General features: G+C 39.9%; 27 protein-coding genes and 2 rRNA genes. 11 read left to right on the forward strand and 18 right to left on the reverse strand.

Annotated elements, in window-relative coordinates:
- Positions 1–12: 12 nt before the first annotated feature.
- The 6 genes from OCV73_RS12930 (at position 13) to OCV73_RS12955 (ending at position 6776) form a co-directional block, all read left to right on the forward strand.
- Positions 13–1668 carry an AMP-binding protein gene (locus tag OCV73_RS12930; RefSeq protein ID WP_147552839.1) on the forward strand — a complete coding sequence of 552 codons (1656 nt, stop codon included), beginning with the start codon at positions 13–15 and terminating at the stop codon, positions 1666–1668.
- A gap of 10 nt (positions 1669–1678) precedes the next feature.
- A complete protein-coding gene (locus OCV73_RS12935) occupies positions 1679–2113 on the forward strand; it encodes a DUF695 domain-containing protein (RefSeq protein ID WP_147552841.1) in 435 nt (144 codons plus the stop codon).
- 5 nt (positions 2114–2118) lie between these two features.
- The gene (gene proB / locus OCV73_RS12940; RefSeq protein ID WP_147552842.1) at positions 2119–3201 is read left to right on the forward strand and encodes a glutamate 5-kinase; all 1083 of its coding nucleotides are present in this window, start codon (positions 2119–2121) and stop codon (positions 3199–3201) included.
- 188 nt (positions 3202–3389) lie between these two features.
- Positions 3390–4640, forward strand: a complete 1251-nt coding sequence (locus OCV73_RS12945; RefSeq protein ID WP_147552844.1) for a glutamate-5-semialdehyde dehydrogenase — start codon at positions 3390–3392, stop codon at positions 4638–4640.
- 17 nt (positions 4641–4657) lie between these two features.
- Entirely contained in the window at positions 4658–5611 is a 954-nt protein-coding gene (locus OCV73_RS12950) for a Rossmann-fold NAD(P)-binding domain-containing protein (protein WP_147552846.1), read from the forward strand.
- Between the two features lie 19 nt (positions 5612–5630).
- Positions 5631–6776, forward strand: coding sequence for a hypothetical protein (locus tag OCV73_RS12955; protein WP_147552848.1), 1146 nt, complete (start codon positions 5631–5633; stop codon positions 6774–6776).
- 60 nt (positions 6777–6836) lie between these two features.
- Here the strand turns inward: OCV73_RS12955 and OCV73_RS12960 are convergent, their stop codons facing one another.
- The 5 genes from OCV73_RS12960 to OCV73_RS12980 are packed head-to-tail and all read right to left on the reverse strand — an operon-like array spanning position 6837 to position 12581.
- A complete protein-coding gene (locus OCV73_RS12960) occupies positions 6837–8183 on the reverse strand; it encodes a TolC family protein (RefSeq protein WP_147552849.1) in 1347 nt (448 codons plus the stop codon).
- Between the two features lie 49 nt (positions 8184–8232).
- Positions 8233–9336 (reverse strand): efflux RND transporter periplasmic adaptor subunit, encoded by a 1104-nt coding sequence (locus OCV73_RS12965; protein WP_147552851.1) that lies wholly within the window; start codon positions 9334–9336, stop codon positions 8233–8235.
- 22 nt (positions 9337–9358) lie between these two features.
- Positions 9359–10624, reverse strand: a complete 1266-nt coding sequence (locus tag OCV73_RS12970) for an ABC transporter permease (protein ID WP_147552853.1) — start codon at positions 10622–10624, stop codon at positions 9359–9361.
- A gap of 15 nt (positions 10625–10639) precedes the next feature.
- Positions 10640–11896, reverse strand: coding sequence for an ABC transporter permease (locus OCV73_RS12975; RefSeq protein ID WP_147552855.1), 1257 nt, complete (start codon positions 11894–11896; stop codon positions 10640–10642).
- Positions 11897–11903: 7 nt separating this feature from the next.
- Positions 11904–12581: an ABC transporter ATP-binding protein gene (locus OCV73_RS12980; RefSeq protein WP_147552857.1), complete on the reverse strand. Its 678-nt coding sequence runs from the start codon at positions 12579–12581 to the stop codon at positions 11904–11906.
- Positions 12582–12909: 328 nt separating this feature from the next.
- Here OCV73_RS12980 and OCV73_RS12985 point away from each other — a divergent pair, with 328 nt between their 5' ends.
- Both OCV73_RS12985 and OCV73_RS12990 read left to right on the forward strand, forming a co-directional pair.
- Positions 12910–13704, forward strand: coding sequence for a thymidylate synthase (locus tag OCV73_RS12985; protein WP_147552859.1), 795 nt, complete (start codon positions 12910–12912; stop codon positions 13702–13704).
- An 11-nt stretch (positions 13705–13715) separates the two neighbouring features.
- Positions 13716–14216: a dihydrofolate reductase gene (locus OCV73_RS12990; RefSeq protein WP_147552861.1), complete on the forward strand. Its 501-nt coding sequence runs from the start codon at positions 13716–13718 to the stop codon at positions 14214–14216.
- Positions 14217–14221: 5 nt separating this feature from the next.
- Here the strand turns inward: OCV73_RS12990 and OCV73_RS12995 are convergent, their stop codons facing one another.
- Positions 14222–14671, reverse strand: a complete 450-nt coding sequence (locus tag OCV73_RS12995; RefSeq protein ID WP_147552863.1) for a PepSY-like domain-containing protein — start codon at positions 14669–14671, stop codon at positions 14222–14224.
- 179 nt (positions 14672–14850) lie between these two features.
- Here OCV73_RS12995 and OCV73_RS13000 point away from each other — a divergent pair, with 179 nt between their 5' ends.
- A complete protein-coding gene (locus tag OCV73_RS13000) occupies positions 14851–15192 on the forward strand; it encodes a four helix bundle protein (RefSeq protein ID WP_147552864.1) in 342 nt (113 codons plus the stop codon).
- An 892-nt stretch (positions 15193–16084) separates the two neighbouring features.
- Here OCV73_RS13000 and OCV73_RS13005 read toward each other — a convergent pair.
- Positions 16085–16345 (reverse strand): hypothetical protein, encoded by a 261-nt coding sequence (locus OCV73_RS13005; RefSeq protein WP_167551270.1) that lies wholly within the window; start codon positions 16343–16345, stop codon positions 16085–16087.
- 393 nt (positions 16346–16738) lie between these two features.
- Between OCV73_RS13005 and OCV73_RS13010 the strand changes: the two genes are divergently transcribed.
- Positions 16739–17338, forward strand: coding sequence for a recombinase family protein (locus OCV73_RS13010; RefSeq protein WP_147552868.1), 600 nt, complete (start codon positions 16739–16741; stop codon positions 17336–17338).
- Between the two features lie 51 nt (positions 17339–17389).
- On the opposite strand, the gene OCV73_RS13015 is transcribed toward OCV73_RS13010, so the two are convergent.
- Positions 17390–18646, reverse strand: coding sequence for a porin family protein (locus tag OCV73_RS13015; protein WP_147552870.1), 1257 nt, complete (start codon positions 18644–18646; stop codon positions 17390–17392).
- Positions 18630–19196 carry an RNA polymerase sigma factor gene (locus OCV73_RS13020; RefSeq protein ID WP_147552871.1) on the reverse strand — a complete coding sequence of 189 codons (567 nt, stop codon included), beginning with the start codon at positions 19194–19196 and terminating at the stop codon, positions 18630–18632. The genes OCV73_RS13015 and OCV73_RS13020 overlap by 17 nt, the downstream gene beginning before the upstream one ends.
- Before the next feature lie 191 nt (positions 19197–19387).
- Here OCV73_RS13020 and OCV73_RS13025 point away from each other — a divergent pair, with 191 nt between their 5' ends.
- The gene (locus tag OCV73_RS13025) at positions 19388–20167 is read left to right on the forward strand and encodes a NigD1/NigD2 family lipoprotein (protein WP_147552873.1); all 780 of its coding nucleotides are present in this window, start codon (positions 19388–19390) and stop codon (positions 20165–20167) included.
- A gap of 140 nt (positions 20168–20307) precedes the next feature.
- Here OCV73_RS13025 and OCV73_RS13030 read toward each other — a convergent pair whose 3' ends face one another.
- The 9 genes from OCV73_RS13030 to OCV73_RS13070 form a co-directional block, all read right to left on the reverse strand.
- Positions 20308–21504 carry an MFS transporter gene (locus OCV73_RS13030; protein ID WP_147552875.1) on the reverse strand — a complete coding sequence of 399 codons (1197 nt, stop codon included), beginning with the start codon at positions 21502–21504 and terminating at the stop codon, positions 20308–20310.
- A 134-nt stretch (positions 21505–21638) separates the two neighbouring features.
- Positions 21639–22463, reverse strand: coding sequence for a translation elongation factor Ts (gene tsf, locus OCV73_RS13035; RefSeq protein WP_147552877.1), 825 nt, complete (start codon positions 22461–22463; stop codon positions 21639–21641).
- A 92-nt stretch (positions 22464–22555) separates the two neighbouring features.
- Positions 22556–23392 (reverse strand): 30S ribosomal protein S2, encoded by an 837-nt coding sequence (gene rpsB, locus OCV73_RS13040; RefSeq protein WP_147552879.1) that lies wholly within the window; start codon positions 23390–23392, stop codon positions 22556–22558.
- Positions 23393–23512: 120 nt separating this feature from the next.
- Positions 23513–23899: a 30S ribosomal protein S9 gene (gene rpsI, locus OCV73_RS13045; protein WP_147552881.1), complete on the reverse strand. Its 387-nt coding sequence runs from the start codon at positions 23897–23899 to the stop codon at positions 23513–23515.
- Positions 23900–23904: 5 nt separating this feature from the next.
- The gene (gene rplM, locus OCV73_RS13050) at positions 23905–24360 is read right to left on the reverse strand and encodes a 50S ribosomal protein L13 (RefSeq protein WP_147552882.1); all 456 of its coding nucleotides are present in this window, start codon (positions 24358–24360) and stop codon (positions 23905–23907) included.
- Positions 24361–24621: 261 nt separating this feature from the next.
- Positions 24622–25914, reverse strand: coding sequence for an OmpP1/FadL family transporter (locus OCV73_RS13055; protein WP_147552884.1), 1293 nt, complete (start codon positions 25912–25914; stop codon positions 24622–24624).
- Positions 25915–26233: 319 nt separating this feature from the next.
- Positions 26234–26434: a hypothetical protein gene (locus OCV73_RS13060; protein WP_147552886.1), complete on the reverse strand. Its 201-nt coding sequence runs from the start codon at positions 26432–26434 to the stop codon at positions 26234–26236.
- Between the two features lie 57 nt (positions 26435–26491).
- Positions 26492–26601 (reverse strand): 5S ribosomal RNA (gene rrf, locus OCV73_RS13065).
- Between the two features lie 85 nt (positions 26602–26686).
- Positions 26687–26775 (reverse strand): 23S ribosomal RNA (locus OCV73_RS13070); the annotation flags it as partial.

Raw genomic sequence — 26775 nt, forward strand, 5'->3', positions numbered from 1 at the left:
TAAAATAGGATTATGGTAGAAAGATTTTTAGACAAAACCTCCTTTTCTTCACAGGAGGATTTTATGCAAAACTTCAAAGTAAAGGTTCCCGAAAATTTTAACTTCGGCTACGACATAGTCGATGAATGGGCTCGTATCGAACCGGATAAAAAAGCCTTACTATGGACAAATGACAAAGGAGAAAAAATAGATTTTACTTTCGCCGATATAAAAAGAGAAAGCGACAAGACGGCAGCCTATTTCCAATCACTCGGTATCGGGCACGGAGATATGGTCATGCTCATTCTCAAACGCCGGTATGAATTTTGGTTTTCTATTATAGCCCTTCATAAATTAGGAGCCGTGTGCATACCCGCCACACACCTGCTTACCGAAAAGGATATTATTTACCGTTGTAATGCAGCCGATATAAAAATGATCGTAGCCGTAGGCGAAGACATCGTTACAGGGCACATAAACCGGGCAATCCCTGCATCTCCGTCACTAAAGCATATCGTTTCTATCGGTCCGGACACTCCTGATGGCTGGAAAAATTTTCACGAAGGATTGGACAAAGCACCCGCATTCTCCCGGCCGGAACATGTGAACAACAATGATGACACATCGCTTTTATATTTCACTTCCGGTACTACCGGAGAACCTAAAATGGTTGCTCATGATTTCACCTACCCCCTCGGACATATCATTACCGGTTCATTCTGGCACAACCTGCATAAAGACAGTCTCCACCTGACACTGGCCGATACGGGTTGGGGAAAAGCCGTATGGGGAAAACTCTACGGACAATGGATAGCCGGTGCCAATGTTTTCGTATATGATTTCGACAAATTTACACCGTCGGACGTCCTTGGCATGTTCGAAGAATATCGTATTACATCGTTCTGCGCTCCTCCTACCGTATTCCGTTTCCTCATCCGGGAAGACCTAAGTAAATATGATATCTCTTCCCTTAAATACTGTACGATCGCAGGCGAAGCTCTCAATCCTAAAGTATATGAAGAATGGCTGAGACTGACAGGTATTAAACTGATGGAAGGATTCGGCCAGACGGAAACGACCTTAACAATCGCCACTTATCCGTGGATAAATCCTAAACCGGGTTCTATGGGCATACGCAATCCTCAGTACGATATCGATTTACTGACCAGCGACGGACGCTGGGCCGAAGACGGAGAACAAGGTCAGATAGTCATCCGCACCGAAAAAGGAAAGCCTCTGGGATTATTCAAAGAATATTACAGGGCCCCCGAGCTCACCCGGGAAGCTTATCACGATAATATCTATTATACAGGAGATGTGGCCTGGAGAGACGAAGACGGCTATTTCTGGTTTGTCGGACGTGCCGACGATGTGATCAAATCGTCCGGATACCGCATCGGGCCGTTCGAAGTGGAAAGCGCATTAATGACTCATCCGGCCGTAGTTGAATGTGCCATAACAGGTGTACCCGATGAAATACGGGGACAAGTGGTAAAAGCCACGATCGTTCTGGCGGCCGACTATAAAGATAAGGCGGGGGAAGAGCTCATCAAAGAGATACAGAACCATGTCAAGAAAGTCACTGCTCCTTATAAATACCCGCGTATTATCGAATTCGTGAACGAATTGCCCAAAACAATAAGCGGAAAAATCCGCCGGGTGGAAATCCGGAATAAAAACAATCAGTAAGAAGCGAATCATGCAAATAAGCAACGAATGGTTTATCGGCGAATCCGAATCGGACGGGGGAAAGATCATTACCCGGGGAAGGACTCATCTGGACAACATAAGAAACTCCGGACAATTTCCGGTACGGGCCGAAATACAATGGAAATATACGGGGAACAAAAACGGAATGCCTACCGATCATGAAGCGGAAATTATAGACCACATCATGAATCTGCTGAAAGAAGAACTTGAGAAAAAGCCTGTAGCCGTTATGACAGCCATGCACACCGGCGCCGGACAGGTTCTGTATGTTTTTTATGTTTCGAACATCGACAACATGTCCGAAATAATTAACACGACATTAAGCAGATTTCCCGCTCTTCCCATCACCATAGGGGTAGAACAAGATCCCGAATGGTCCGAATATTCCGGGATGATAGCCAAATTCGTTATTTCAAATCTGTAATATCCATGTATAAATACAAACGCATAGCCATAAAAATCGGAAGTAACGTACTTACCCGTAAGGACGGAACTCTGGATTTTACCCGGATGTCATCCTTGACGGATCAGATAGCCGAATTGCACAAATCAGGGTTGGAAGTAATCATCATTTCTTCGGGAGCCGTTGCATCAGGACGAAGCGAACTCAAAAAACACCAGAAACTGGATTCGGTATCGGCCCGGCAACTTTTCTCCGCAGTGGGGCAAGCCAAACTCATCAACCGGTACTACGAGCTGTTCCGCGATCATGGCATCGCCTGCGGACAGGTTCTTACCATGAAAGAAAACTTTGCCACGCGCCGGCACTACCTGAACCAGAAACACTGCATGGATGTGATGCTGGAAAATAAAGTCATCCCTATCGTTAACGAAAATGATACGATATCGGTTACCGAGCTTATGTTTACCGATAATGACGAACTATCCGGACTTATTGCTACTATGATGAATGCAGAAGCATTGATCATCTTAAGCAACATCGACGGCATATATAACGGAAATCCGGCAGATCCTGGATCACAGGTCATTACGGAAATAAACCATTCTAAGCCAGACATATCGAAATATATCCAAACAGGGAAATCTTCCTTTGGAAGAGGTGGAATGTTGACCAAATATAATATAGCCCGTAAAGTAGCGGATGAAGGAATAGAGGTCATCATTGCGAACGGCAAAAGGGACAATATCCTGCCGGACTTGGCAGCAACAGGCAGCCGGGTAGTTTGCACCCGCTTTTCACCTTCGGGGAAACCGACATCCAGCGTAAAAAAATGGATCGCACACTCCGAAGGTTTTGCAAAAGGAGAAATACATATCAATGAAGGAGCATGCATAGCCATGACTTCTACTAAAGCTACGAGCCTCCTGCCAATAGGTGTTACACGTATCGAAGGCGAATTTGAAAAAGATGATATCGTAAAAATCTTCAATCACAATGGAGATGCCATAGGAGTAGGACGTATCGGTTGCGACAGTGAAACCGCCCGGGCAAAGATAGGTAAACAGGGAAGCCGCCCCCTTATTCATTACGATTATTTATACCTGGATTGAACCGTATATAAATATATATAACAAAAGGCTTTTGGGTACAGTAACCTTTTGTTATCTTACACTTTTACGGGTATCCGGCAAAAAAGATAATAAATATTATTCTTTATTACCTTGATACTTAAAATTTAAACCGTTTTTCATCGGGTTCCTATCCTTTTTTTCTATTTTTGCATTAAGAAAACGATTATATGTCATCTTTGAACCAAACATTTAAAGCAGTAAAAGCTGCATCGAGAGAACTCAACCTGACAGATGAAAACACGATTAACCGTATTTTGCTGTCGGTAGCGGATGAAGCGGAAAAATGCGCAGAATATATTCTGCGGGAAAATGCACGCGACCTGGCTTTAATGGATAAGAATAATCCTAAATACGACAGATTAATGCTTACTCCAGAACGTATATCCGGTATATCAGAAGATATGCGTAAGGTAGCGGCCTTGCCTTCTCCGTTAGGGCATATATTATCAGAGACTACGCGACCCAACGGTATGAAAATCTCCAAAATATCGGTTCCGTTCGGCGTGATAGGTATTATCTATGAAGCCCGTCCGAACGTAAGTTTCGATGTCTTTTCTCTTTGTTTGAAATCCGGAAACGCCTGTATCCTCAAAGGGGGTTCGGACGCGCAATACTCCAATTCTGCCATTATCAACATTATCAACAAAGTGTTGATAACTTTCGGAATAAACTCTGACACAGTAGTTTTACTACCGCCTGACCGGGAAGCTACCGCCGAGTTATTAACTGCTGTTGATTATGTAGACCTGATCATTCCGAGAGGAAGCAAGGGATTGATCCAATACGTACGTGAAAACTCCAAAGTTCCGGTTATAGAAACCGGAGCCGGTATTTGTCATACTTATTTTGAGTCGTCGGGAGATACGCAAAAGGGAGCAGATATTATTTTCAACGCGAAAACCAGACGTGTCAGTGTTTGTAACGCACTGGACTGTGTCGTAGTAGACCGCTCCCGGTTAAAAGACCTGCCTCTTCTCTGTCAAAAGCTGGAGGAAAAAGATGTTATCATATATGCCGACAATGAAGCGTTCTCTGCACTCAACGGACATTATCCCGAAAAACTGTTGAAGCCGGCCGAAGAAAATAGTTTCGGAACCGAATTCCTCGATTATAAAATGGCAATAAAAACAGTAGCAGATATAAACGAGGGCATCAGACATATATCCAAATACACATCCGGACACAGCGAATGTATCATTACCGAAAATGAAAAATATAGCCGCCGTTTCAGCAAAGAGATCGATGCAGCTTGCGTATATACTAACGTCTCTACCGCATTTACCGACGGAGCACAATTCGGATTCGGAGCCGAAATAGGGATAAGTACCCAAAAATTACATGCGCGCGGACCTATGGCATTACCCGAACTTACCAGCTATAAATACATTATTACCGGAAACGGGCAAACCAGAAATTAAACTAAGACAAAGATAAAATGAAACACTTCACGAACGTACATGATTTAGGAGATTTGAAGATCGCACTCAAAGAGGCTTTTGAAGTGAAGAAAGACCGCTTTGCCTTCCGGCACCTGGGACATAACAGAACCCTGATGATGATATTTTTTAATTCCAGTTTAAGAACACGGCTAAGTACCCAAAAAGCCGCGATGAACCTGGGAATGAACGTAATAGTACTGGACATAAATCAAGGTGCCTGGAAACTGGAAACGGAACGGGGTGTTATTATGGACGGAGACAAACCCGAGCACTTGCTGGAAGCCGTTCCCGTAATGGGCTGTTACTGCGACATTATCGGGGTGCGCGCCTTCGCACAATTTGAAAACAAACAGGACGATTACGAAGAAAAAATATTAAACCAGTTCATACAATATTCGGGCAGACCCGTATTCAGCATGGAAGCGGCCACACGGCATCCGTTGCAAAGTTTCGCAGACCTCATCACCATCGAAGAATATAAAAAGACGGAACGTCCCAAAGTAGTGATGACATGGGCTCCTCACCCCCGGGCACTTCCCCAGGCTGTCCCCAACTCTTTCGCCGAATGGATGAACAAAACAGATTATGAATTTGTAATCACTCATCCAAAAGGCTATGAACTGGATCCGGCATTTACAGGAAAAGCCCGAATTGAATATGATCAAAGAAAAGCTTTTGAAGGGGCCGATTTTATTTACGCGAAAAACTGGAGTGCCTATGAGGAACCGAACTATGGCAAAGTGATCTCTACAGACCGTTCATGGACGGTTGACACAGAAAAGATGAAGCTTACCAACCAGGCCTATTTTCTTCACTGTCTGCCGGTAAGGCGTAACATGATCGTAACGGATGACGTTATTGAAAGCTCTTGTTCTTTAGTTATTCCGGAGGCAGCAAACCGGGAAATTTCAGCTCAGGTCGTTTTGAAACGAATGCTCGAAAGTTTATAATTACTTATTCAGAACTATTATGAAACGGTACTTTCTTTTATTATGTGCATGTTTTGCTTTCTGCGTTTACGCATCCGGCAGGCATCCGGCAAGTTATCGCTACTGGGACGGCGGAGCTCTGACCTGGAAAGATTTTCAGGATACTATACAATGGAAAGGAATCCCGTCAAAATTCAAGGCGGGCATACAAGTCGATATAGAAAAAACAAAACATAATAACCAGAAGACCATCCGCCCGATTGCCAAAGCTTTCGTAGACCGTGCACAATCTTTTGTATCGGATGAAGCACAAAACGAAAATTCACTCAGATATTATCAGGCACAATTTGATCTGCTGGAACTTTACCGTCGCCGGTTACAGGCTGAATTGAACACCGGATTATCCGAATTCGAAGCCGACAACCAATATAAATATTATATGGAGCTTTTCCATGAACAAGAGAAAAAAATGGCGGAAGAAACGCTCCACGGAGCCAATGAGCAGAAACTACAGGAATGGGAATTCTATGTAGGAAAAGAACTGGCTGAAACTCCGATTCCCGATATACCCACATTTATACCGCGTTCCTTCGGGTACGGACTGAATATAGGAGGAGGGATTTCCATTCCCGCAGGAAATATCTCGGACTTTTTTACTCCCGCCTGGCAATTTAATATCGGACTGGATTTAGCATACAAACGCCTACACCTGTTCGGTGACATAGGTGTAGGGACATCAGGCATAAAACAAGATATCCATGTTCAGTACAAAGACGTATCGGATAACTGGCGGAAGGGATTACATACGACATACTCGACCATGGGTGTTACTGTAGGATATGATATTATTTCTACCCGTTACTTCGCTCTTACTCCGTTCGCCGGGGGTGCCCGAACCTGTTATTCCCGCGTACTGGAAACAGAAAACCGTAAATCGACCAATATTACTAAATCGGATTTTAACTGGACAATAGGACTTAACTTCGACTATCGCTTTTCTTCTATCGTCTCTATGGTACCCTCTTTTTTCCTGGGACACAGGGAAATGTTCACGTCCAGTTTACGTACACGTATATATCTTACCCGGGGTGAATATAATCTGCTAGCTCCTGTCGAAACACAGGGATATCAAATAGGCGTTTCCATCATGTACAGCGGATTCGGTAATATGATAAAAATAAGATAAAAAAGAAAGCCCCTGTTTTTGCTCAGCTAAACAGGGCTCTTCCTTTTCTATAAATAAAAACTACTCACTTAAAGGCTTCCCATTATAAAAATCAAGGATTTTCGTGCGGAATAAATATTCGTAACGAGCCTGAGCTTCATCCGATAAAGCTTTCTCATACCTCGTCTTTACATCGTTATATTCGAAAGAAGTGGACTTTCCAGCTCCGTATTTTATCTGCTCATATTCCATCGAGATACGGGCGGCCTTGACAGCCTGCCGACTTGAACTTAATTTTTTATGAGCGGCTACCGCCGTATAGTACGCCTGTTCAATCTCTTTATATAAAGCCTGTTCTGCATCCTCAAGCATAAGACTTTGCTGTAAAACCTGCACTTTAGCCTGTTTCACCCTATTACGAGTAGCCAAACGATTAAAGATAGGAATATTCAACGATAGCCTCACATTCTCGCTGGAGTTATTTTTCAGTTGATTTCCGAATGCATCATTTACACTCTCACTGCTGTAAGAATGATAATACCCCGTACTATAAGAACCGCCTAAAGATAATGTCGGATAAAATCCGGACTGAGCGACTTTTACTTCATACTTGCTCGATTCCAAAGAAAAACGGGCAGCACGTATACCGGGACGGCGGTCTACCGTAAATGCATACAAAGAATCCGGACGCACCAGCGACGCCAGTTGCTCTACCTCCATTCGCTCTATGTCCGGAGCCGAGACGTCAAATGTTTTCGAAGCCGGTAAATTTAATAGCTGTGCCAGGTCCAAAAGAGCCAGCGTAAGATCATTGGCGGCTTGAGTATAAGCCAACTCATCACTTGCCAATGTAGCTTTACTATCATAAACAGCCGATTCAGGATTTTTTCCGGCAGCGACCAACGCCTCGGTCTTAACAACCTGCTCTTTACTTAGTTCCACTTGTTTCCGGGCGATTTCCAACAATTCCCGATTAAAAAGGACTTGAAAAAAATAAGATGTCACACGCAAAGAAATATCCTCTTTTGCTTTATTCAGGTTCTCAACCGAAGCCAACAGATCCATTTTCCCGGCTTTCACCTCATTGTAGATACGCATTCCTGTAAAAATCGGGATACTGGAACTCACCGATAAAGAAGTATTCGCCTGAGACTGATCTATATAATTTCCTTCTCGACCGGGTCCACGCCCAAAATAAAAACCTTGTCCGGCGTCGGCATTCAAATCCGGTAAACGGCTCATTCTACTTGTATTCAATGAAATCTCCGTATTTTCTTTCGCCAACTGTTTTTGACGAACTTCAATATTATGAGTAATCGCATAATCGATGCATTGGCCCAGAGTCCACCCCTCTTCCTGAGAATACGAATTAAATACACAACAAGATAAAACAATACAAAGGACAAATAACTTATATAATAATTTCATATGTATCATATTATTAAATTAGATCATTCACATATATGGCATTACACATTTACCGGACGATTATTTTATTTCCACGAATAAGATCTTTAACCGTTATTCCTTTTTTCACTTCTATCTTAATACCGTCGGAAAGCCCAAGTTCCACTTCTTTCTTTTTAAATTGCTGAGGTTTGTTTATGGTATCGGTCACCAGCTGTACATAAGTTTTTTTTCCTTCGAACTCTACGGCACTCTCAGGTATTGCGACAACACTGTCTCGTTTTTCAAGAATAATTTCAGCATTAGCACTATAGCCGGATCTGACAAAAACCGTATCGGGAATCGTCACTGCGGCCTTTATCTCAAACAGAATGGAACCATTTTCCTCGGTACCTTTAGGCGATATATACTCAAGCACCGCATTGAATTTCTCATCGGTAAGCGCTCCTACAGTCAATGAAATAGGCATACCTTCTTTCAAACGTCCCACTTCCGTCTCATCTATCTTTCCTTTAAAAATCATATCACTCATATCGGCAATAGTAGCGATTGTCGTACCATCATTGAAATTATTGGACTGAATAACCGAATTACCGACTTTCACGGGAACATCCAGAATCATACCGGTCACCGTAGAACGTATCTGCGTATTACTGTATTGAGCGGAACGCCTGGCTATACCGTCACGGACTATTTCAAGATTATCCTGCGCATTCACCAGTTCTTCTTTCTGTCTGTCAAATTCGGCTTTTGCTTTTTCATAATCTTCTTTGGAGATAACTCCCGATTTATAAAGATCCTGAGTACGGGTAAATTCCCTGCGGCCCTGCTCTTCGTTAATTTTAGCTACATTTACACGGGATTCTGCAGCATTCAATGTTCCCATCTCAGGGATCACTTTTACCAGAGCCAATACATCTCCGGCTTTCACCATTTCCCCGGCTTCTTTATATACTTCGGCAACAATTCCCGATATCTGGGGTTTTATAAGCACTTCGTCTCTGGGCTCGACTTTTCCTGTAGCCACCGTTTTTTTCTCTATCGAAGTCTTCTCCGGACTTATCACTTCATAACGCTCTTCCTTTGGCTGGGATTTCATCCATAGGAAAACAAATGTGCCCAACAAAAGGAGAAGGGCTATAACCAGAAAAAAAATCTTTACATACTTTCTCATAACCAATCTATCTATTTTATTATTATTCTTCGCGTATGGCATCTATCGCTTTTATCTGTAAAGCCCGGTAAGCCGGCAACAGCCCTGCCAAGGTACCCAATACGAGCAATACGGCAGAAGCCATAATCGCCGTACTGAACGGAATTTGAGGCGAACCGAAAAATATTTTGTCGCTTCCACTTTCTGCAAAATTACTCATAAAAGTATCCACGATTTGCAATAAACCCACTCCGGAAAGAAGGCCTAAAAAACCGGCAATACATGTAAGAACCATGCTCTCACTCAAAATCTGAACCATTATGGTAAAAGGCTTAGCCCCTAAAGCTCTGCGGATTCCTATCTCTTTAGTTCGCTCACGCACCGTAACCATCATAATATTGCTCACCCCTACGATACCGGCCAGTAAAGTTCCTGTTCCCACTATCCAGATAAGCCACGCTATCCCCATGAATAATCCGTTAAACATTTTAAATTCTTTAGCGACATTCATGCTATCTACAGCCTGCAGATCATTGGGGGCTATCCGGTTACGCTCCTTAATAAGCATTTTAACCGGTTCCTCCAAATCGGTCACTGGATAACTGTCATAAGCGGTCAAAGCGATACAGTCTATCTGGTCTCCAAACTGGTAACTTTTTTGCATAGTGCTAAACGGGATAATAATAGTTTCTTCGGAACGTCCCCCGATCTGCACCTGTGTAACCGGATTGTTAACTCCGATAACCCGGTAAGCAATGCCGTTTACCTGTAATATCTGTCCCAACGGATTCTCTCCCGGCAAGAACATCTCTTCATACACCCGCTTGCCGATAATACAAACCTTACGCATCTCCCGGATATCAACCTCATTGATATAACGGCCATATATCATCTCCTGAGGTTCGATAAATCTATAATCAGGAGAAAGCCCCTTAATAGAATAGGTCCCGTATTTATCCCCTCGTAAAGTATTATTATCACTATTATAACCGAACAATATAGCCGAAATATATTTCACCTCGGGAAATTTTTGGCGTATCGCATCCATATCGGTAGTATGCAAATCCCACCAACGCCCCCTTTTGAACCCTTTATAAGGCTCGGTAGTCAGGTTCGAAAAAAAATAACAAGTATTGTTGGCAAATCCCTTGATATTAGATTCTATTCCCGATTGTAATCCATGTCCGGCGCCGGACATGACAACCAACATAAAAATACCCCAGAATACACCAAAAGCTGTAAGGACACTCCTCATCTTGTTTCGGGTAATCGTATGCCATATTTCCTGCCACTTATCTAAATCGAACATATTTTTCTTCTTTTATCATTCATTACGCAAAGCTTCGATAGGTCTTATTTTCACCGCCTTACGAGCCGGAAAATATCCTGCCAAAACACCTGCCAAAACCAGAACAGCAGTCGCTGCAACGGCTATAGGCAATTCTACCGTAGGATTTGTAAATACCGCAAAGCCTCCTTCTCCTACCGGATTTTGGTTCAATATCCATGCCACTCCTTCGGTAACGCCGATACCCAAAACCATTCCTATATATCCGAAAAATAAAGTGATCAGTACTGACTCCACGACCACCAGCTTCAATATAGATACAGGAGAGGCTCCCAATGCCTTACGAATACCGAATTCCCGGGTACGTTCTTTTACTGTTATCAACATGATATTGCTCACACCGACAATTCCGGCTATTAATGTTCCTATCCCTATGATCCAGATGAAAAAAGATATCCCGTTAAATATTCCCATAGTCTGCATATAGTTTTCCAGAACATTCCACACCCATACAGCGCGCTGGTCCTGAGGATTATAAGACAAAGCCTGACCTAAAGTTTTGCGTACAGATTGCTCAAAAGCACTCCCTTCCTCTTTGCTTTTTATACCATCCACGGTAAATTCGAAACTGCCGTAGCCCCATGTATCAGGCCTTAGTAACTGAGCAGCCGTTAAAGGCATAAATACCGAAGGGGTACGGCTCAGATTCTCATCACTATAAATACCCACTACCTGAAAAGCAAGATTATTGATCTTTACATATTTTCCCAGGGCTTTCTCTCTTTCATTTTTAAACAATAATTCCGCAGTTCGTTCATGCAGTATTACTACTTTTCTACGGTCTCGTATGTCGGTCTCGTTCACAAACCGCCCGTTACCCGGCTTAACCTCTATATTCCTGATCTCTTTAAAATCAGGCGATACTCCGGTAGTACTGTTATTCGTATATTCTTTTCCATACGAAATAGTAGTATTCCATAAACTGAATGTAGGAGTAATTTTACTGATCTCGGGATGTTGTTGTTTCAAATACCGGAGAGACTGATTTCCAAATTTGACTTTACGTCCCTTTTGCAAGCCGTTCCAAGGCAAAGAAGTGCGCCCCGGCCACACGACCATCGAATTTTTAGCACGATCTCCGAATTGTTTTTTGACTCCGTTTTTCAGTCCGTTCCCCGATCCCAGTAAAAGTATAAGCATAAAAATACCCCACGCGACAGAAAATCCCGTAAGGAACGTACGTAATTTATTCTTTTGTAAAGAACTCCATATCTCTTCCCAAATATCCAGCATATTATATTTATCTCAGGTTTTCAATGGAACCAATGATCCCGTCCTTAATATGTATCACTTTATCTGTTTGTGCCGCAATATCGCGTTCATGGGTCACAACCACCATTGTCATTCCTTGCGTCTCATTCACTTCACGCAACAGGTCTATAACTTCCTGAGAAGTCGTACTGTCCAATGCGCCTGTAGGCTCATCGGCCAGAATCATTTGAGGGTTGGCAATCAAAGCGCGGGCAATAGCGACCCGCTGTTTTTGACCTCCCGACATTTCACTGGGCAAATGTAAAGCATGTTCTCGCAAGCCTACACGGTCCAGATATTCCATAGCCATTTCATTTCTCTTTTTTCTCGATACATGCTGGTAGTACAACGGCAAAGCCACATTCTCCATTGCATTCTTAAAAGAAATAAGGTTGAAAGACTGGAACACAAAGCCGATCATACGGTTTCTGTATTCGGCAGCCTTCGTTTCGGAAAGGCCTTTTATCAAAACATCATTCAGATAATAGTTTCCAGAGTCGTAATTATCAAGAATTCCCAGAATATTTAATAACGTGGATTTTCCGGAACCCGACGCACCCATGATCGAGACCATTTCGCCTTTCGCTATCTCCAGATTTATACCCTTCAGCACATGCAGAGGACTTCCTCCAAAATAAGTTTTGTTTACATCTTCCAATCGTACCATCAGAAATATAAATTATAATTAATCGTTTTTATGAATAGAAAAATATCAGTTCGCATCACCATATTAAGTAAAAGTAGATATATTTATTATAATAGACTTACCTCCCTGAAAATTAGTTGCAAAACACACTATTTTTTAACTTATTATCACAATCCGGTATCTTCATATTTATAATAATAAAATACAGATATGCTTCGGAGCAATACTCAAAATACAGATAATATCTGTATTTTTCTCCGCTTTATTATTACATTTGCAATAAAAGAAAATCGTCCTGCACAAAAGATAAAGTACAGGTATGATCTTTAAGTTTTTTACGTCCGAACTTATGAAACAATATTTAGAATTATTACGACATGTCCTGGACAACGGGATTTCGAAAGAAGACAGGACAGGTACAGGCACCACAAGTGTTTTCGGCTATCAAATGAGATTCAATCTGGAAGACGGCTTTCCTCTTCTTACTACTAAGAAAGTACATTTGAAATCCATTATACACGAACTGCTTTGGTTTCTTAAAGGTGATACGAATGTAAAATATTTACAAGAAAACGGCGTAAGGATATGGAATGAATGGGCCGATGAAAAAGGAAACCTGGGACATATTTACGGATACCAGTGGCGTTCCTGGCCCGACTATAACGGAGGACATATAGACCAAATAAAGAATGCGGTAGAAACAATTAAGCACAATCCCGACTCCCGTCGTATTATTGTCAGTTCCTGGAATGTCGCAGATTTGCCTCAGATGAATCTGCCTCCCTGTCATGCCTTCTTTCAGTTCTATGTAGCCGAAGGCCGTCTAAGTCTTCAATTATACCAAAGAAGTGCCGATATATTTCTGGGAGTACCTTTTAATATCGCTTCATATGCTTTACTGTTACAAATGATGGCTCAGGTTACCGGGCTCAAAGCGGGTGATTTCATCCATACTCTGGGAGATGCGCATATCTACAACAATCACAGAGAACAAGTGATGTTACAGTTAACAAGAGAACCCCGTCCTTTGCCTAAAATGATCATAAATCCTGAAATTAAGGACATTTTCCATTTCACATACGAAGATTTTTCTTTGACCGGATACGATCCTTATCCGGCCATTAAAGGTACTGTCTCTGTTTAACTATAATAACTATGGCCAGACTATCTCTAATAGCTGCAGTCGCCGGAAACGGCGCCATCGGAAAAGAGCAAGATTTACTATGTCATCTTCCCAATGACCTGAAACATTTTAAAACGCTGACATTAGGACACACTATTATCATGGGCCGAAAAACTTTTGAATCTTTGCCGAAGGGAGCTCTCCCCAACCGGGAGAACATCGTTCTCAGCCGTCGTAAAGATGCGTTGTTTCCGGGGGCCAAAGTATTTCACTCCCTTCAGGATGCAATCTCCAAGTATCCGGATAATGAAGAACTGTTCATCATCGGTGGAGCTACACTATACAAAGAAACTATCGGAATGGCTGAGAATCTATATATCACTCACATACATCATATATTCGACGATGCCGATACCTTTTTTCCTGCCATTGACACCGACAAATGGGAAGAAACAGAAAGAACAGAAATGCCGGCCGACGACCGTCATCCCTATTCTTATTGCTTTACCCGCTACCGCAGGAAAACGCTTTAATTAATTTATGACTGAATAATCAAACCGTCATTATCAAATTTCAAATCTACTTCCGGAGCTGTATTCAACTCTATCTTATAACCATAATCATGGCGTTCCGCTTCAACAACAGAAGCGGCAGGATATTGTGTAGCCACATACGTTATAACATTCCCAGGTAATATTTCATACAACAAGGCCTGAGGTAATGGCTGATTATTTCCGTCTATTTCCTGCCAACCTCCTTCTTTATAGAATTTCAGTTCGAAACCATTTGACAGATTCACTTTATAATGTGCTTCCCCACTGATTTTTTCTGATTTTGTAACGGTAGTTCCCGGAAAATAGTCATTAATAAAAGTATGAATGGCCTCCGGCATATCATTATAATCAATCTTATCATCATCATGACAAGAAACAAATAATATAGGTATAAGCAAACAACATAATATAAACCAACTATCAATCTTCTTCATATCTTATAAATTTAATTCATATTATCTATAACAAAACCCACTATATATATTTCAAAGATTTACATAGTTTTAAATAATAAAACGCCATTTATCATTTATCCGGATTCTTTTCAGATATTTTCAGGACAAAAAAAGTCACTTACTTGTTTACATGAATAATAAACTTAAACAAAACCGTAATGGATATATGCAAACTCAACGGGCCTAAAATGGAAATGGCTCAAAATATGATGTCTCTGGCACGTAGCATGAGCCACGGACTTGCCGAAAATCAGCTGACACAGGAATTAATAAAACAGATAGTAGCTGTAGGAGGACTCATTGAAACTGCAGCTCATACCCGGGAAAAAAAAGAACAAATAAGAATTTTGAAAAAAGCATTGCAGGCATCATATAAAGCGTCTTTTTGTCTGGATCTACTAAATACGGTATCTGCCGTTGATATCAACAGCTACTATAAATTTAACAAAAGCCATCAGGAAGTTACAGATATTCTTATTAATTTCACAGAAACAAAATAAAAAATAAAACACAACATAGCCAGCATAACCACCTTTTGTAATCATAATGTAATAATATTACAAATATCTGTTTACAAAATGACAGAAACAAACCTTCATTTTTAATATATGTTAAACCATGGACTTTTTTACGATAAAATCATTGACAGATTTAAAAAGAGGCGTATATTTGCACTGTGTTTTTCATGGTATTAGAATTAAGGTTAACGAAGATTGGTTGTCGTGAGACAATCAATTTTTTTTATTTTATATTCTCCTCGTACATTATTCATACATACTCTCCCAGATTATATCTTATATTTCACGTAAATACCGGATTCATTATATAAAATAGACAGAATGTATCTCGTATGATTTACTATTTTGATATAAGATATAATCCGAACCGGTAACCGCATAATAAAACAAGCAAAAAAATCCGGATTCACACAAACTACGGCTCATATTCTAATATTTTCTTTTTTCAGATTTTATATACAATTACCGAAGTACCTATGCGCAACCTTTGGATAAATTAACCGACATTTATTCACTTAATAATAATTTCAGGCACATTAATACGCAAACAAGAAAAATCTATCATTAATATATAAAAGAACCACAGAACCCATGTCATATCGAAAAAAAGCCATATTTATCTGCCGAAAATTATTTGTAATTTCTTGACTAAATTTATTCCTTAAACCAGCTTTAATTATATATATCCTTGCAAACAGACAAGAAAGATTAAGTTAATAAAAATTCTTAAGGGCTATTTAATTATTCACTTTTAAAAGGATTAAACACCATAGTACAACAGAAAGAAATTTTTGCAGAAATATAAAAAATAAAAAAGGGTCTATTACGGTCATTCACATGAGATAATAAACCCGGGAATTAAATCTCCCATTATTCATCTATTATTTGAATATTTATAGCGAAATATATACTTATATCGATATCCGGTGATTATTTTTCCCTTTGCATCTTCCTCCTCATACGGTTCAATGTCTACAATAGTCCCTTCTTTTACACAATCGAAGCCTTTCATAACATAGAAAAATATATTGAGAAAATGATTATCGGAACGACGAATAATATCCGGAAAACCTAATTTACGAATGGACTCACTAAATATCCACACCCGGGTTCCTTCTTTCATAGGTTTTTTCATCTCAAAACGGTACTTATAAATTCTTTATTCTCGTCTTCTTTCTTCACAAATTATCAATCCTGAAAATACAATCAATTTCTAACACCTAATTATTATGATTATAACGTTCGTCATATTCGATAAAGAAAAAGTAATTATATAAGAATGAAAATGAGTAAAAATTTATATATATTATATATTAAAATAATCTCTTGGAATAATAATTTTATAAACAATTCTTTGCTATTCACGGAGATTTGTTTAATTTTGCAATTAAACATATGGTTATGACGAACGTTAAAACCGTATCTCTTTAACATTCTATTCTTTTAAAATCACATTTTTTTATTCTTATTTAGTAACTATAGATATATATTGTTGTTTTAATTTTAAAATTAAAACACAGCTATTATCATGGTTATTGCATATTTGAGAGTTAGTACGAACAAACAGCACTTGAATAATCAGAAAGAAGAAATTGAGAAATTCGCTTCACGCAAAGGGCTGGTTATTGATCGTTGGGTAAAAGAAGTTGTCAGTGGAAAAAAGAAAGAAAAAGACAGGGAATTGGGTAAATTAATAAAACGTATAAAAAAAGGAGACATACTTATAGTTACCGAAATATCCAGGCTTAGCCGTAGCCTACTGGACATCATGTCCATACTGGGAGTTTTACTTGAAGAGGGAGTTTTATTATACAGTACGAAAGACGGATATGAATTTGATGACAGTATAAGCAGCCAGATAATGGCATTTGCTTTCGGGCTGGCAGCACAGATAGAACACAAACTTATCTCTCAACGTACCAAAGAAGCTCTCGCTGTACGCAAAGCATCGGGAATGAAACTAGGCCGGGCTAAAGGAGATAATTATAAACAACAAAGATTAGCCCACAATAAAGAAAAAATATTGGAAATGCAGGCACAAGGATATACGACAAAATCTATTTGCCGTTATTTCAATATAAGCAGGGATACTTTTTATGCATTCAAGAAAAACGGAGGATTAAAATAACAAAGAAGAAACATACCCCTGTTCCCCCATGCGAAATAAAAACCGGATATATTAAAATCCAAAACGTAACCCCATTTGAATATTAATATTGAACGGTTTTTCTTTACGAATGGTAGAGATTTGTGTGCCGTCATTAAAATAATAAACGATACCCGGTTCGAAATATATTCCTATATGGCGGATTATATCATATTGTACACCGGTTGAAGCGGAAATAGACCACTGTAATCTATCTACTTTTAGTTCTTCATCATGAGAAAACGAAGAATAACCGTCCAATTTATATTTTGTTCTGAGCTGCGATGATATGCAAGTTTCTACCATCCCCCCTGCCGATAGATATAATGTAAAATATTTTTTCTTAACATAATTCCAATTCCCTTTCAAAGGAATACCCAAATAATGTAACTTTTGTTCTTGTACATAATAAGATGCATTCCCGGCAGTCAACTCCGACGATAATAACGAATAAGTAAGACCGCTTTCGATAGAAAAACGATCATTAATATCTTTCCGCACTGTCACTCCGAACGATAAAGGAAAATGGTGGGTAATACTTGTACGAGGATTATCATTGATATTATTAAACATAATATCACGATAGGCTCTTTCCGCTTCGTTCGCGGCAGGATTAGCTACTGCGGCCAGCGATGAAAGTACAGGGACATTTCTCCTGTTCAGGTTACTGAACCCATATTGTTTTTTTTCAGAAGCAAGTATATGATTTCCTGCATATAATCCGAGAGTCCAGCTATTATCTTTTTCCCGATATCTTTTATTAATAACGGGAATATTTTGCTTTTTAGGCCTCTCCCCACCATACGTTACCGGTACTTTATCTTTTTCTGAAATACATTCATGCGAACCAGGTATCCCGACCGTAGTATTTGTCGTATCTTCGGTTACGGTTCTTTCCATCTTCGTTACAACAGGGACATTATAAGAAGTAACTACTATATTATGCTGCTTCAAAGACTTTAGTTTCACATCATTATCCGTAACAAAATATTCTTCTTTAACAGGTAAGTCCGGTATAAAACTCTCATCAACAGGCAAAATACTCTCCGATAATTCCACAGGATAATCTTTTTCTTCCGCCGTATTCATTATATAATAAACTCCTACCGATGACAACAGAAACAAAAGAATAACAGCTGCTATTGCCCTTAAACGGCAATAACGTATCTTTACGATCTTGGCTGAAGACAACTCCTTCTCAAGTTCTTCCCAAACTTCATCGGGTGCTGACAGCGAATAATCGCTCATCTTTTCCCGGAATTTAGCAGACCAATTATCTTCCTGTTTCATATTCGTTTTTATTTACATACTCCCGGATACGTTTCATCAATATCATTTTCGCACGGCAGAGTTGAGAAGAAGAACTTTTCTCATGTATGCCCAATAAAGCAGCTATTTCTTTATGAGATTTTTCCTCAAAAATATACAGGTTGAATACCGTACGATATCCGGTAGGAAGTTCCGAGATATATTCCATCAAGACACTTTGAGGAAGCAAAGTAATTTCATCAGTATCTTCGTGCGTATCGGATATTTCAGGTATTTCATCCATCGTAAAGCCCATGTTCATTTTTTCATTTTTACGAAGATATTCGAGGGCGGTATTGACCATAACACGGCTCAACCACGCCCGTAGTGAACCATCACCACGGTAAGTAAACTGATCGAAAGAAGTATATATTTTCAAAAAACCATCGTGGAGCAGATCCTTTGCAGTCTCTTTATCCCCTGAATAACGCACGCAAAGAGTAAACAATCCGCCTGCATATAATTTATATAATTGGTTCTGAGCAAACATATCTTTCTTCCGGCACTGTTCGGCCAATTCCTCTTCACTCATTCCGATAAATCGTATTTTATATAAAAATGCAAGTAAATTAAAAATACTGCACCATTCACAGATTATTTTTTTATTTCATCATTTTAACATTTTTATATGCAGTATTCTATCGTATTTACGGTTTATTCAACAAGCAGTTCAATAAAACTCTCTTAACTATTATTTAACCATAACTTATAAAATAGTCAAACATGAAAAGAATTCGGACATATCTATTATTAGGATGCCTAATACTCACGGGCTCTTTATTTCAATCCTGTGACGATAACGATAACGACGCATATATTTACAGTGGCTCACTGGCAGTAGGAAACATGGTTGTAAAAGATGGAGAAATGCCTTATTTGAAATTAGACGATTGTAAACGTACTATTTTACCTTCAAACGGAAATGCGATACCTTCCATCTACCGACAAGACGGAAAAAGAGTTATTATTAATTTCACGTTGCTGGAAGAAAACTATCAGGGATACAGTTATTATGCACGAATCAACGATATAGATACCGTTCTCGTCAAAAATATCATTCCCATTACCCCCCAAACTGCAGATAGTATCGGTAACGATGTAGTAAATATATTAAGCATATGGGCAAGTAACGAATACCTGACCGTACAATTCGAATCTTGGGGAGCACCCGGCAGTAAACATATGGTTAATCTTGTACAGGACTATAACATTATTAATAACCCCGACGAAGAAGGATATTTAAAGCTTGAATTCCGTTATAACAACTTACAAGAAGATATATCCCCTATTGACAGAAAATTTTGGGGCATAGTCTCTTTCCGGATCAATGAATATACACAGCCGTCCGAAATATCTCCAAGCCCCATAAAAGGCTGTAAAGTAAAAGCCAATACCCATCAGGGAGAAAAAACATATACTCTCAAGATAAAATGTGACGCAGAAACTTCCGGGCAAAAACTTTCGGACAAAAAGGACATAAAATCCCGCCTATCTATCAATTAAATTATCTCCTTAATCTTAATTCTATTCTGCCGGAACGAACTATCACCCTCACGATTTTCGTTCCGGCTATTTCCTTTAGTAAAATAAGGAAACAATATTATAATAAAAACAAATCCGATTGTTTTCTTTACAAAACAAAACTATCTTAGTTTGTTCCGGTTATAATGAGGCACAACTTTCCATTTAAAATACAGTACAGAAGCCAGTGTCAGGCAAGCTCCGAACAGATAAGCTTTATTAAATGTACTGACTTGCGCTATATATCCTCCTATCACCAAACCTATTCCTATGCCCACATCCCAGGAAGTAAGATAGGTAGAAGTCGCCGTTCCCCGCTGGTTGTTGGAAGCCAGATTTATAAACAAAGTATTGAAAGCAGGAAACATGGTACCGAAAGCAATACCCAGAAAAAGGGCCACGGAAAAAAAGACCGAAGTCGCCAATAATACATTCCAGGACATCAATGCCGCACAAGACGACAACACAAAAAAACAAAAGCAAGCGAGATACATACCAAAAGAAATAACCTGGGGAATGCGTCCTTTATCTACTTGCCGGCCCGAAAACAAACGCGAAACCGCCAGTCCCACAGCCATTAAAGTAAAGAAAACACCTGTGCCGTCCGCTATTCCGATTTCCCGGGCATACATAGCAACGTAAGTGGTAGTCATACCATAGGGAACAGAAAGCAACAGCAAATCGATACCTGCCGGAATTCCTTTTAGCAAAATAAATCTGTCTAAAGATACCGGTTCTCTCTTGACAGGTTGTTTAACAGGCGTTTTAACCAATGAAGCCATAACAAGTCCGAGAGTACATGCTAAAAGAGAACACAAAAAAATTATGGTAAATGAATAATAATCATGTAAGAAAAGTCCGGTCATCGGCCCTATAGACATTGCAATATTATTAGCCAGGCCATAATACCCCAAACCCTCTCCTCTACGGGATGAAGGCATTATATCTATAACAATGGTATTACCCGATACCGTCACCATACCGAACGCGAGACCATGAATAATACGTAACACGGTAAAAAGAAACAGCGTACCGGCTAACAGATAACCGGCAAAAATAGCGGTAAAAACAAAATAGGCCAGTAAATACAATGGCTTGCGTGAAAATGTATCGAGTAAATAACCGGAAAAAGGACGAACCGTTAATGCTGCTAACGTATAACAAGACAATACTATACCTACTACGGCATTACCCGTATCGAACATCTCAGTCAGATAAAACGGCAATACCGGCAATAAAAGATAAAAACCAAAAAACAATAAAAAATTAGCACACAAAATATAACAATAATTCGATGTGACAAGCTTGTCTTTCGCCATACATTTTTTCTGCAAAGGTAATTGATTTAAAAGAAATAACATACCGGCGTAATTTGTTACTACCGATAAAGCAAAAAGATTAGGGCCATACGATTACGTATAGCCCTAACCATAATTGTTATGTGAAGCAGAGATTATTCTTCGTTCAAAGTAACACGTTTAAATCCAACACAAGTAAGATCCTTATTTTGCTCTTTCAAATAACTGTCGATAGTTTTCTTAGGATCTTTTACAAAAGTTTGCTCCAGCAAAGTAGCTTCTTGGAAGAACTTGTTAAGACGGCCCTCGGCAATCCTATCCAGCATTTCTTCTTTCTTTCCTTCTTGACGAGCCTTATCTTTTGCTATTTCAAACTCTTTAGCTACAACATCGGCGGGCATTTCATTACGATTAACCGCAATAGGAGCCATTGCTGCAGCCTGCATAGCCACGTCGCGACCAACCTGGAAATCAACTTCAGGTAGATTAAAGCCGACAACTGTAGCCAATTTACTTCCCATGTGTATGTATGACATGGTAGAAGGAGCCTCAAGATATTCATAATAACCGAGTTCCATTTTTTCACCTGTCTTTCCTATTTCCTCCACAATAAGTTCCGCAACAGTTTTGCCATTCAACGTCATTGCTTTTAAAGCCACCATATCGGCCGGTTTATTCTCAAGTGCAGCATCAAGAATAGCTTGGGTAAGCGCTACAAAATCTGCATTCTTAGCAACAAAGTCCGTTTCGCATTTCAAAGCAACGATAGCAGCAAATGTTCCTTTGTGAGCGGCCAGTACACAACCTTCGGAAGCCTCACGATCTTCTCGTTTTGCAGCAACTGCCTGACCTTTTTTACGGATAATTTCTTTCGCGGCTTCCATATCGCCGTTTGCTTCGTTCAAAGCATTTTTACAATCCATCATACCAGCTCCGGTTAATTTACGGAGGTGACTGATTTCTGCCATTGTAACTGCCATATTTTTTATCTCCTTTAAGTTTTAGTTAAGAAACGAACAAAGAGCAAGACCTTTTTCGGGCTCTCACTCTTTATTCCGTTACCGGATAATTATTATTCTTCAGTATCTTTGAGGAACTTTTCTGCTACATTAGCATTGAGAGCTTCTTCGTCCTCTTTCTGAATTCTTTTTGCCACACGAGCCTTTTTCTCCTTTTTGGGAGCATTCTCACCTTCAGCAGCAGCAGTGTCTACTTTTTCTGCCTTACGTTCTTCCAAACCTTCGGCCATTGCACCGCAAACAGCATCCAGAATAACTTCTATAGATTTAGAAGCATCATCATTAGCCGGAATAATGAAATCAATATTTGAAGGATCGGAATTTGTATCTACCATGGCAAATACAGGAATACCCAAACGGTTAGCTTCGCGAACAGCAATATGCTCTTTCATAACGTCTACAACGAACAAAGCTGAAGGCAGACGCGTAAGGTCGGCGATACTTCCCAGAGTTTTTTCCAATTTGGCACGCTGACGGGTAATCTGTAATTTTTCACGTTTGGAAAGATTATCAAACGTACCGTCTTTAGTCATTTTATCGATCGTGGTCATTTTCTTAACCGCCTTACGTATAGTAGGGAAGTTCGTTAACATACCACCAGGCCAGCGTTCTATAACGTAAGGCATATTTATGGCAGAAGCCTTATCGGCAACAACCTGTTTAGCTTGTTTTTTAGTTGCTACGAACAAAACCTTCTTACCCGATTTTGCAATCGATCTGAGGGCTGCCGCAGCTTCATCTATTTTTGCAACTGTTTTGTATAAGTCAATGATATGAATACCATTGCGCTCCATAAAAATATAAGGAGCCATAGCCGGATTCCATTTTCTCTTCAGGTGTCCGAAATGACAACCGGCTTCTAATAATTGTTCGAAATTTGTAATAGCCATTTTTTTTTTAATTCGTTTACTTTCTACTAATTCAACTGCAGGGTAGTTCCATTATAGGGAGTCCCTGCCGTTTGGATACTAAACGCTTGCATACTTGTCGCCAGAAGCTCACAAATAATATTAACGTTTGCTGAACTGGAATCTCTTACGAGCCTTGGGACGACCAGGTTTTTTACGCTCTACAGCACGCGGGTCACGAGTCATGAATCCTTCTGCCTTAAGTGCAGGTTTGTTCTCAGGGTTGATTTTTACCAGGGCACGGGCAATTGCCAAACGCAATGCTTCCGCTTGACCCTTGTAACCTCCACCATCCAAATTCACTTTAATATCGTATTGTTCGGCAACGCCTAATTTCGAAAGAGGCTGCTTTACGATAAACTGAAGAATGGATGAAGGGAAGTATATTGCCAAATCACGTTTGTTTATAGTGATTACCCCTGTACCTTCGCTTACGAATACACGTGCTACTGCAGCTTTACGTCTACCTATTGCATTAACTACTTCCATACTTCTTATTTAAGGGTGTTTATATCTATTGATTTCGGTTGTTGTGCGTCATGCGGATGTTCACTCCCAGCATAAACATACAGGTTATCCAGCAACTGGGCTCCCAATTTATTTTTGGGCAACATACCCTTAACTACTCGGTTGAACAGTCTGCTTTCACCTTTCTTCATCAATTCGGCGGGAGAAATTTCTCTTTGACCTCCAGGATATCCGGTATAATTCAGATATACGCGATCTGTCCATTTTTTACCTGTTAATTTCACTTTGTCGGCATTGATAATAATTACATTATCACCACAGTCTACATGAGGGGTATAGCTCGGTTTATATTTGCCACGCAAAAGCTTGGCAACCTTAGCACACAAACGACCCAACACTTGATCGGTTGCATCAACTACAACCCATTCTTTTTTTACAGTTGCTTTGTTTGCAGAAATGGTCTTATAACTTAAAGTATCCACTGCTTAAATGTTTAATTGTTAATTACTTAATTACAACACAGCACATACAGGCTTCGGACACAGAAGCACTATCCACTGTGTAATTTGTCTCTAATTTTGGTAATAATCGGACTGCAAAGGTACTGTTTTTATCTGAATTCCAAAAGCTTTCGTACTTTTTTTATAACTTTTTCCTTAACAGAAATTTCATTCGTCTCCTTTCAAAAAAAAGCCTGAAAAGAAATACACATTCTCTCCAGGCAAAAAGTATATTATATATTATTAATAACGGTAAGTAACTCCTAAAGTAGGAGTAAACGCCTGTGAAGTATAATGCCCTTCAAATAATTTACCAGGATTCGATATTTCTGGATGAGGATATGAACCGTCCTTCCCTATTCCCTGTATATATAAGAAAGCAAAATCGACCGACAGACTTTTTATAGGACGGAAACTAAGTCCGACAGACATACCAAGCTTATCCATACCAGGAGTCTCCGGGTTATACAGATCACTCCTGATCGGAGTCTGGTCGTAATAAATTCCGGCTCTGAGATCTAAACGATTAGTCACCTCACACTCGGCACCTAACCTGTAAATTAAAGTATTCTTATAATCTTTGCGGGCAGTAATATTGTATCCGCCTAAAACTTCTTCTGTAAACTGGAGACTAAGCTCATCATATGCTTTCCAAAACACAGTCTGTATTTCGGCAGCCAATAACCAACGTTGACCTAAACGATAAGAAGCTCCTATATTCAAATTTGCAGGCATCGGCATTTCTGCAGAAAATGTCCCTTCATCCAATTTTGGAAAACTGGGATTTTGCTGCACAAATTGTTTTACTTGTTCATTCGCATAATCAAGACGCGCCGTACCCTCTTTTACTTTCAAACTAACTTTAGAACGGAATGAAGCTCCTACTGTAAGGCGATCCGTGATATCCCACATGGCGCCAACATTATAACCGACCCTGACAGCCGAATTCCCCGTCAACGTTGCAGAAACAGGAATCACCCCGGGTAAAGTAGGAATAGAGCCCGCCGGTAATAAAGCACGGGAAAGCTCCACATTACCAAATCCAATCATAAGACCTGCACCGATACTCAAATTAGGTAATATCTTATACGATACAGTAGGCTGTACGACATATGCTTTTAAAGATATATCCTGCACCAAATCTGCACCGGACCAATTTTTCCCCCAGTTAAGACTACTGCCATAAGGGGTAGTAAAACTTATTCCAGCAGACAAATTATCATAAATTTTGAAAGAAGCATAAGCATAAAGAGGAGTACTTACACTATTATCCGTATGCTCTTTTATCCCTGTTCCTTTATCTTTATAGGTAATTTCAGAAAATATACAAGACGCACCTAAGGAAATATCTATCGCATTCTTAGTAAAAGCCAATCCCGCCGGATTAAAATGCATGCTCTCTGCCCCTAATTTCATTGACGCACCTACATGCCCCATCCCGGTTTGTTTTACGCTCTGTAAATTTACCTGGTATCCTTCGGCTAATACCGACAATACCGACATTGCTGCAATAAACAGCATACTCATTTTTTTCATATTCGTTCTTTTTAATTTCCTATGACTTCCATATAAATGAAAACCATAAACTTGATGCAAAGATAGTTGTAAAATACAATAATTACAAAATAAAATTATTATAATTTGCAATATTCTTATTTACAACACATCACATTCCACAATTAAACATAACATACCAGTTATTATTATTGTTAAGAGAACAAGAAAATGTATACAGAAAAACAAAAATATATCTATACCTCATGTCCCTTTCGGCTACAAGATCCGGCTAAAGGATTAAAATAAATAAGGTGTAAGAAAAAGGAGATAAGAAAATCCCCTCACCGCATGTTCATGTTTAAACATCGGGGATTCCCGGGGCTTCGAGGGACTGACGGTAACGTAACCGGGCAGACTGGGAAGGGGCTGTACGGGATTGTGGGGAGAGGTAATTCTTCAGGGATGAAGTGGTATGGATAATAGTATGGTAGTGGTATGGGTGTGAGTGTGGTATGGGTGTGGGTATTGGGTATTGATCTGATGTTCTTGGTCTGTACATATAAAACAGGAGCCTGATCTTCCGGGGGTCATCTCCCCCTTCCGACAAGGCTCCTTTATGTGGCGGCTACCTACTCTCCCACTTTGCGCAGTACCATCGGCGTGACGAGGCTTAACTTCTCTGTTCGGTATGGGAAGAGGTGGGACCCTCGTGCTATAACCACCTTAATTTCTTTTTAAAAAAAGATCCGTATTGAAAGCAGAAGCGAAAACAATGCACTTAAATTATAAACTTCGAAACGTACGTCCTGTGAAAACCGAAAGTCACGGGTGATTAGTATTGCTCGACTTTGACATTACTGCCTTTACATCTGCAACCTATCTACGTCATCGTCTCTGACG

Origin of the sequence: Barnesiella propionica (assembly GCF_025567045.1) — a bacterium.
In the GTDB taxonomy this organism is placed as follows: domain Bacteria; phylum Bacteroidota; class Bacteroidia; order Bacteroidales; family Barnesiellaceae; genus Barnesiella_B; species Barnesiella_B propionica.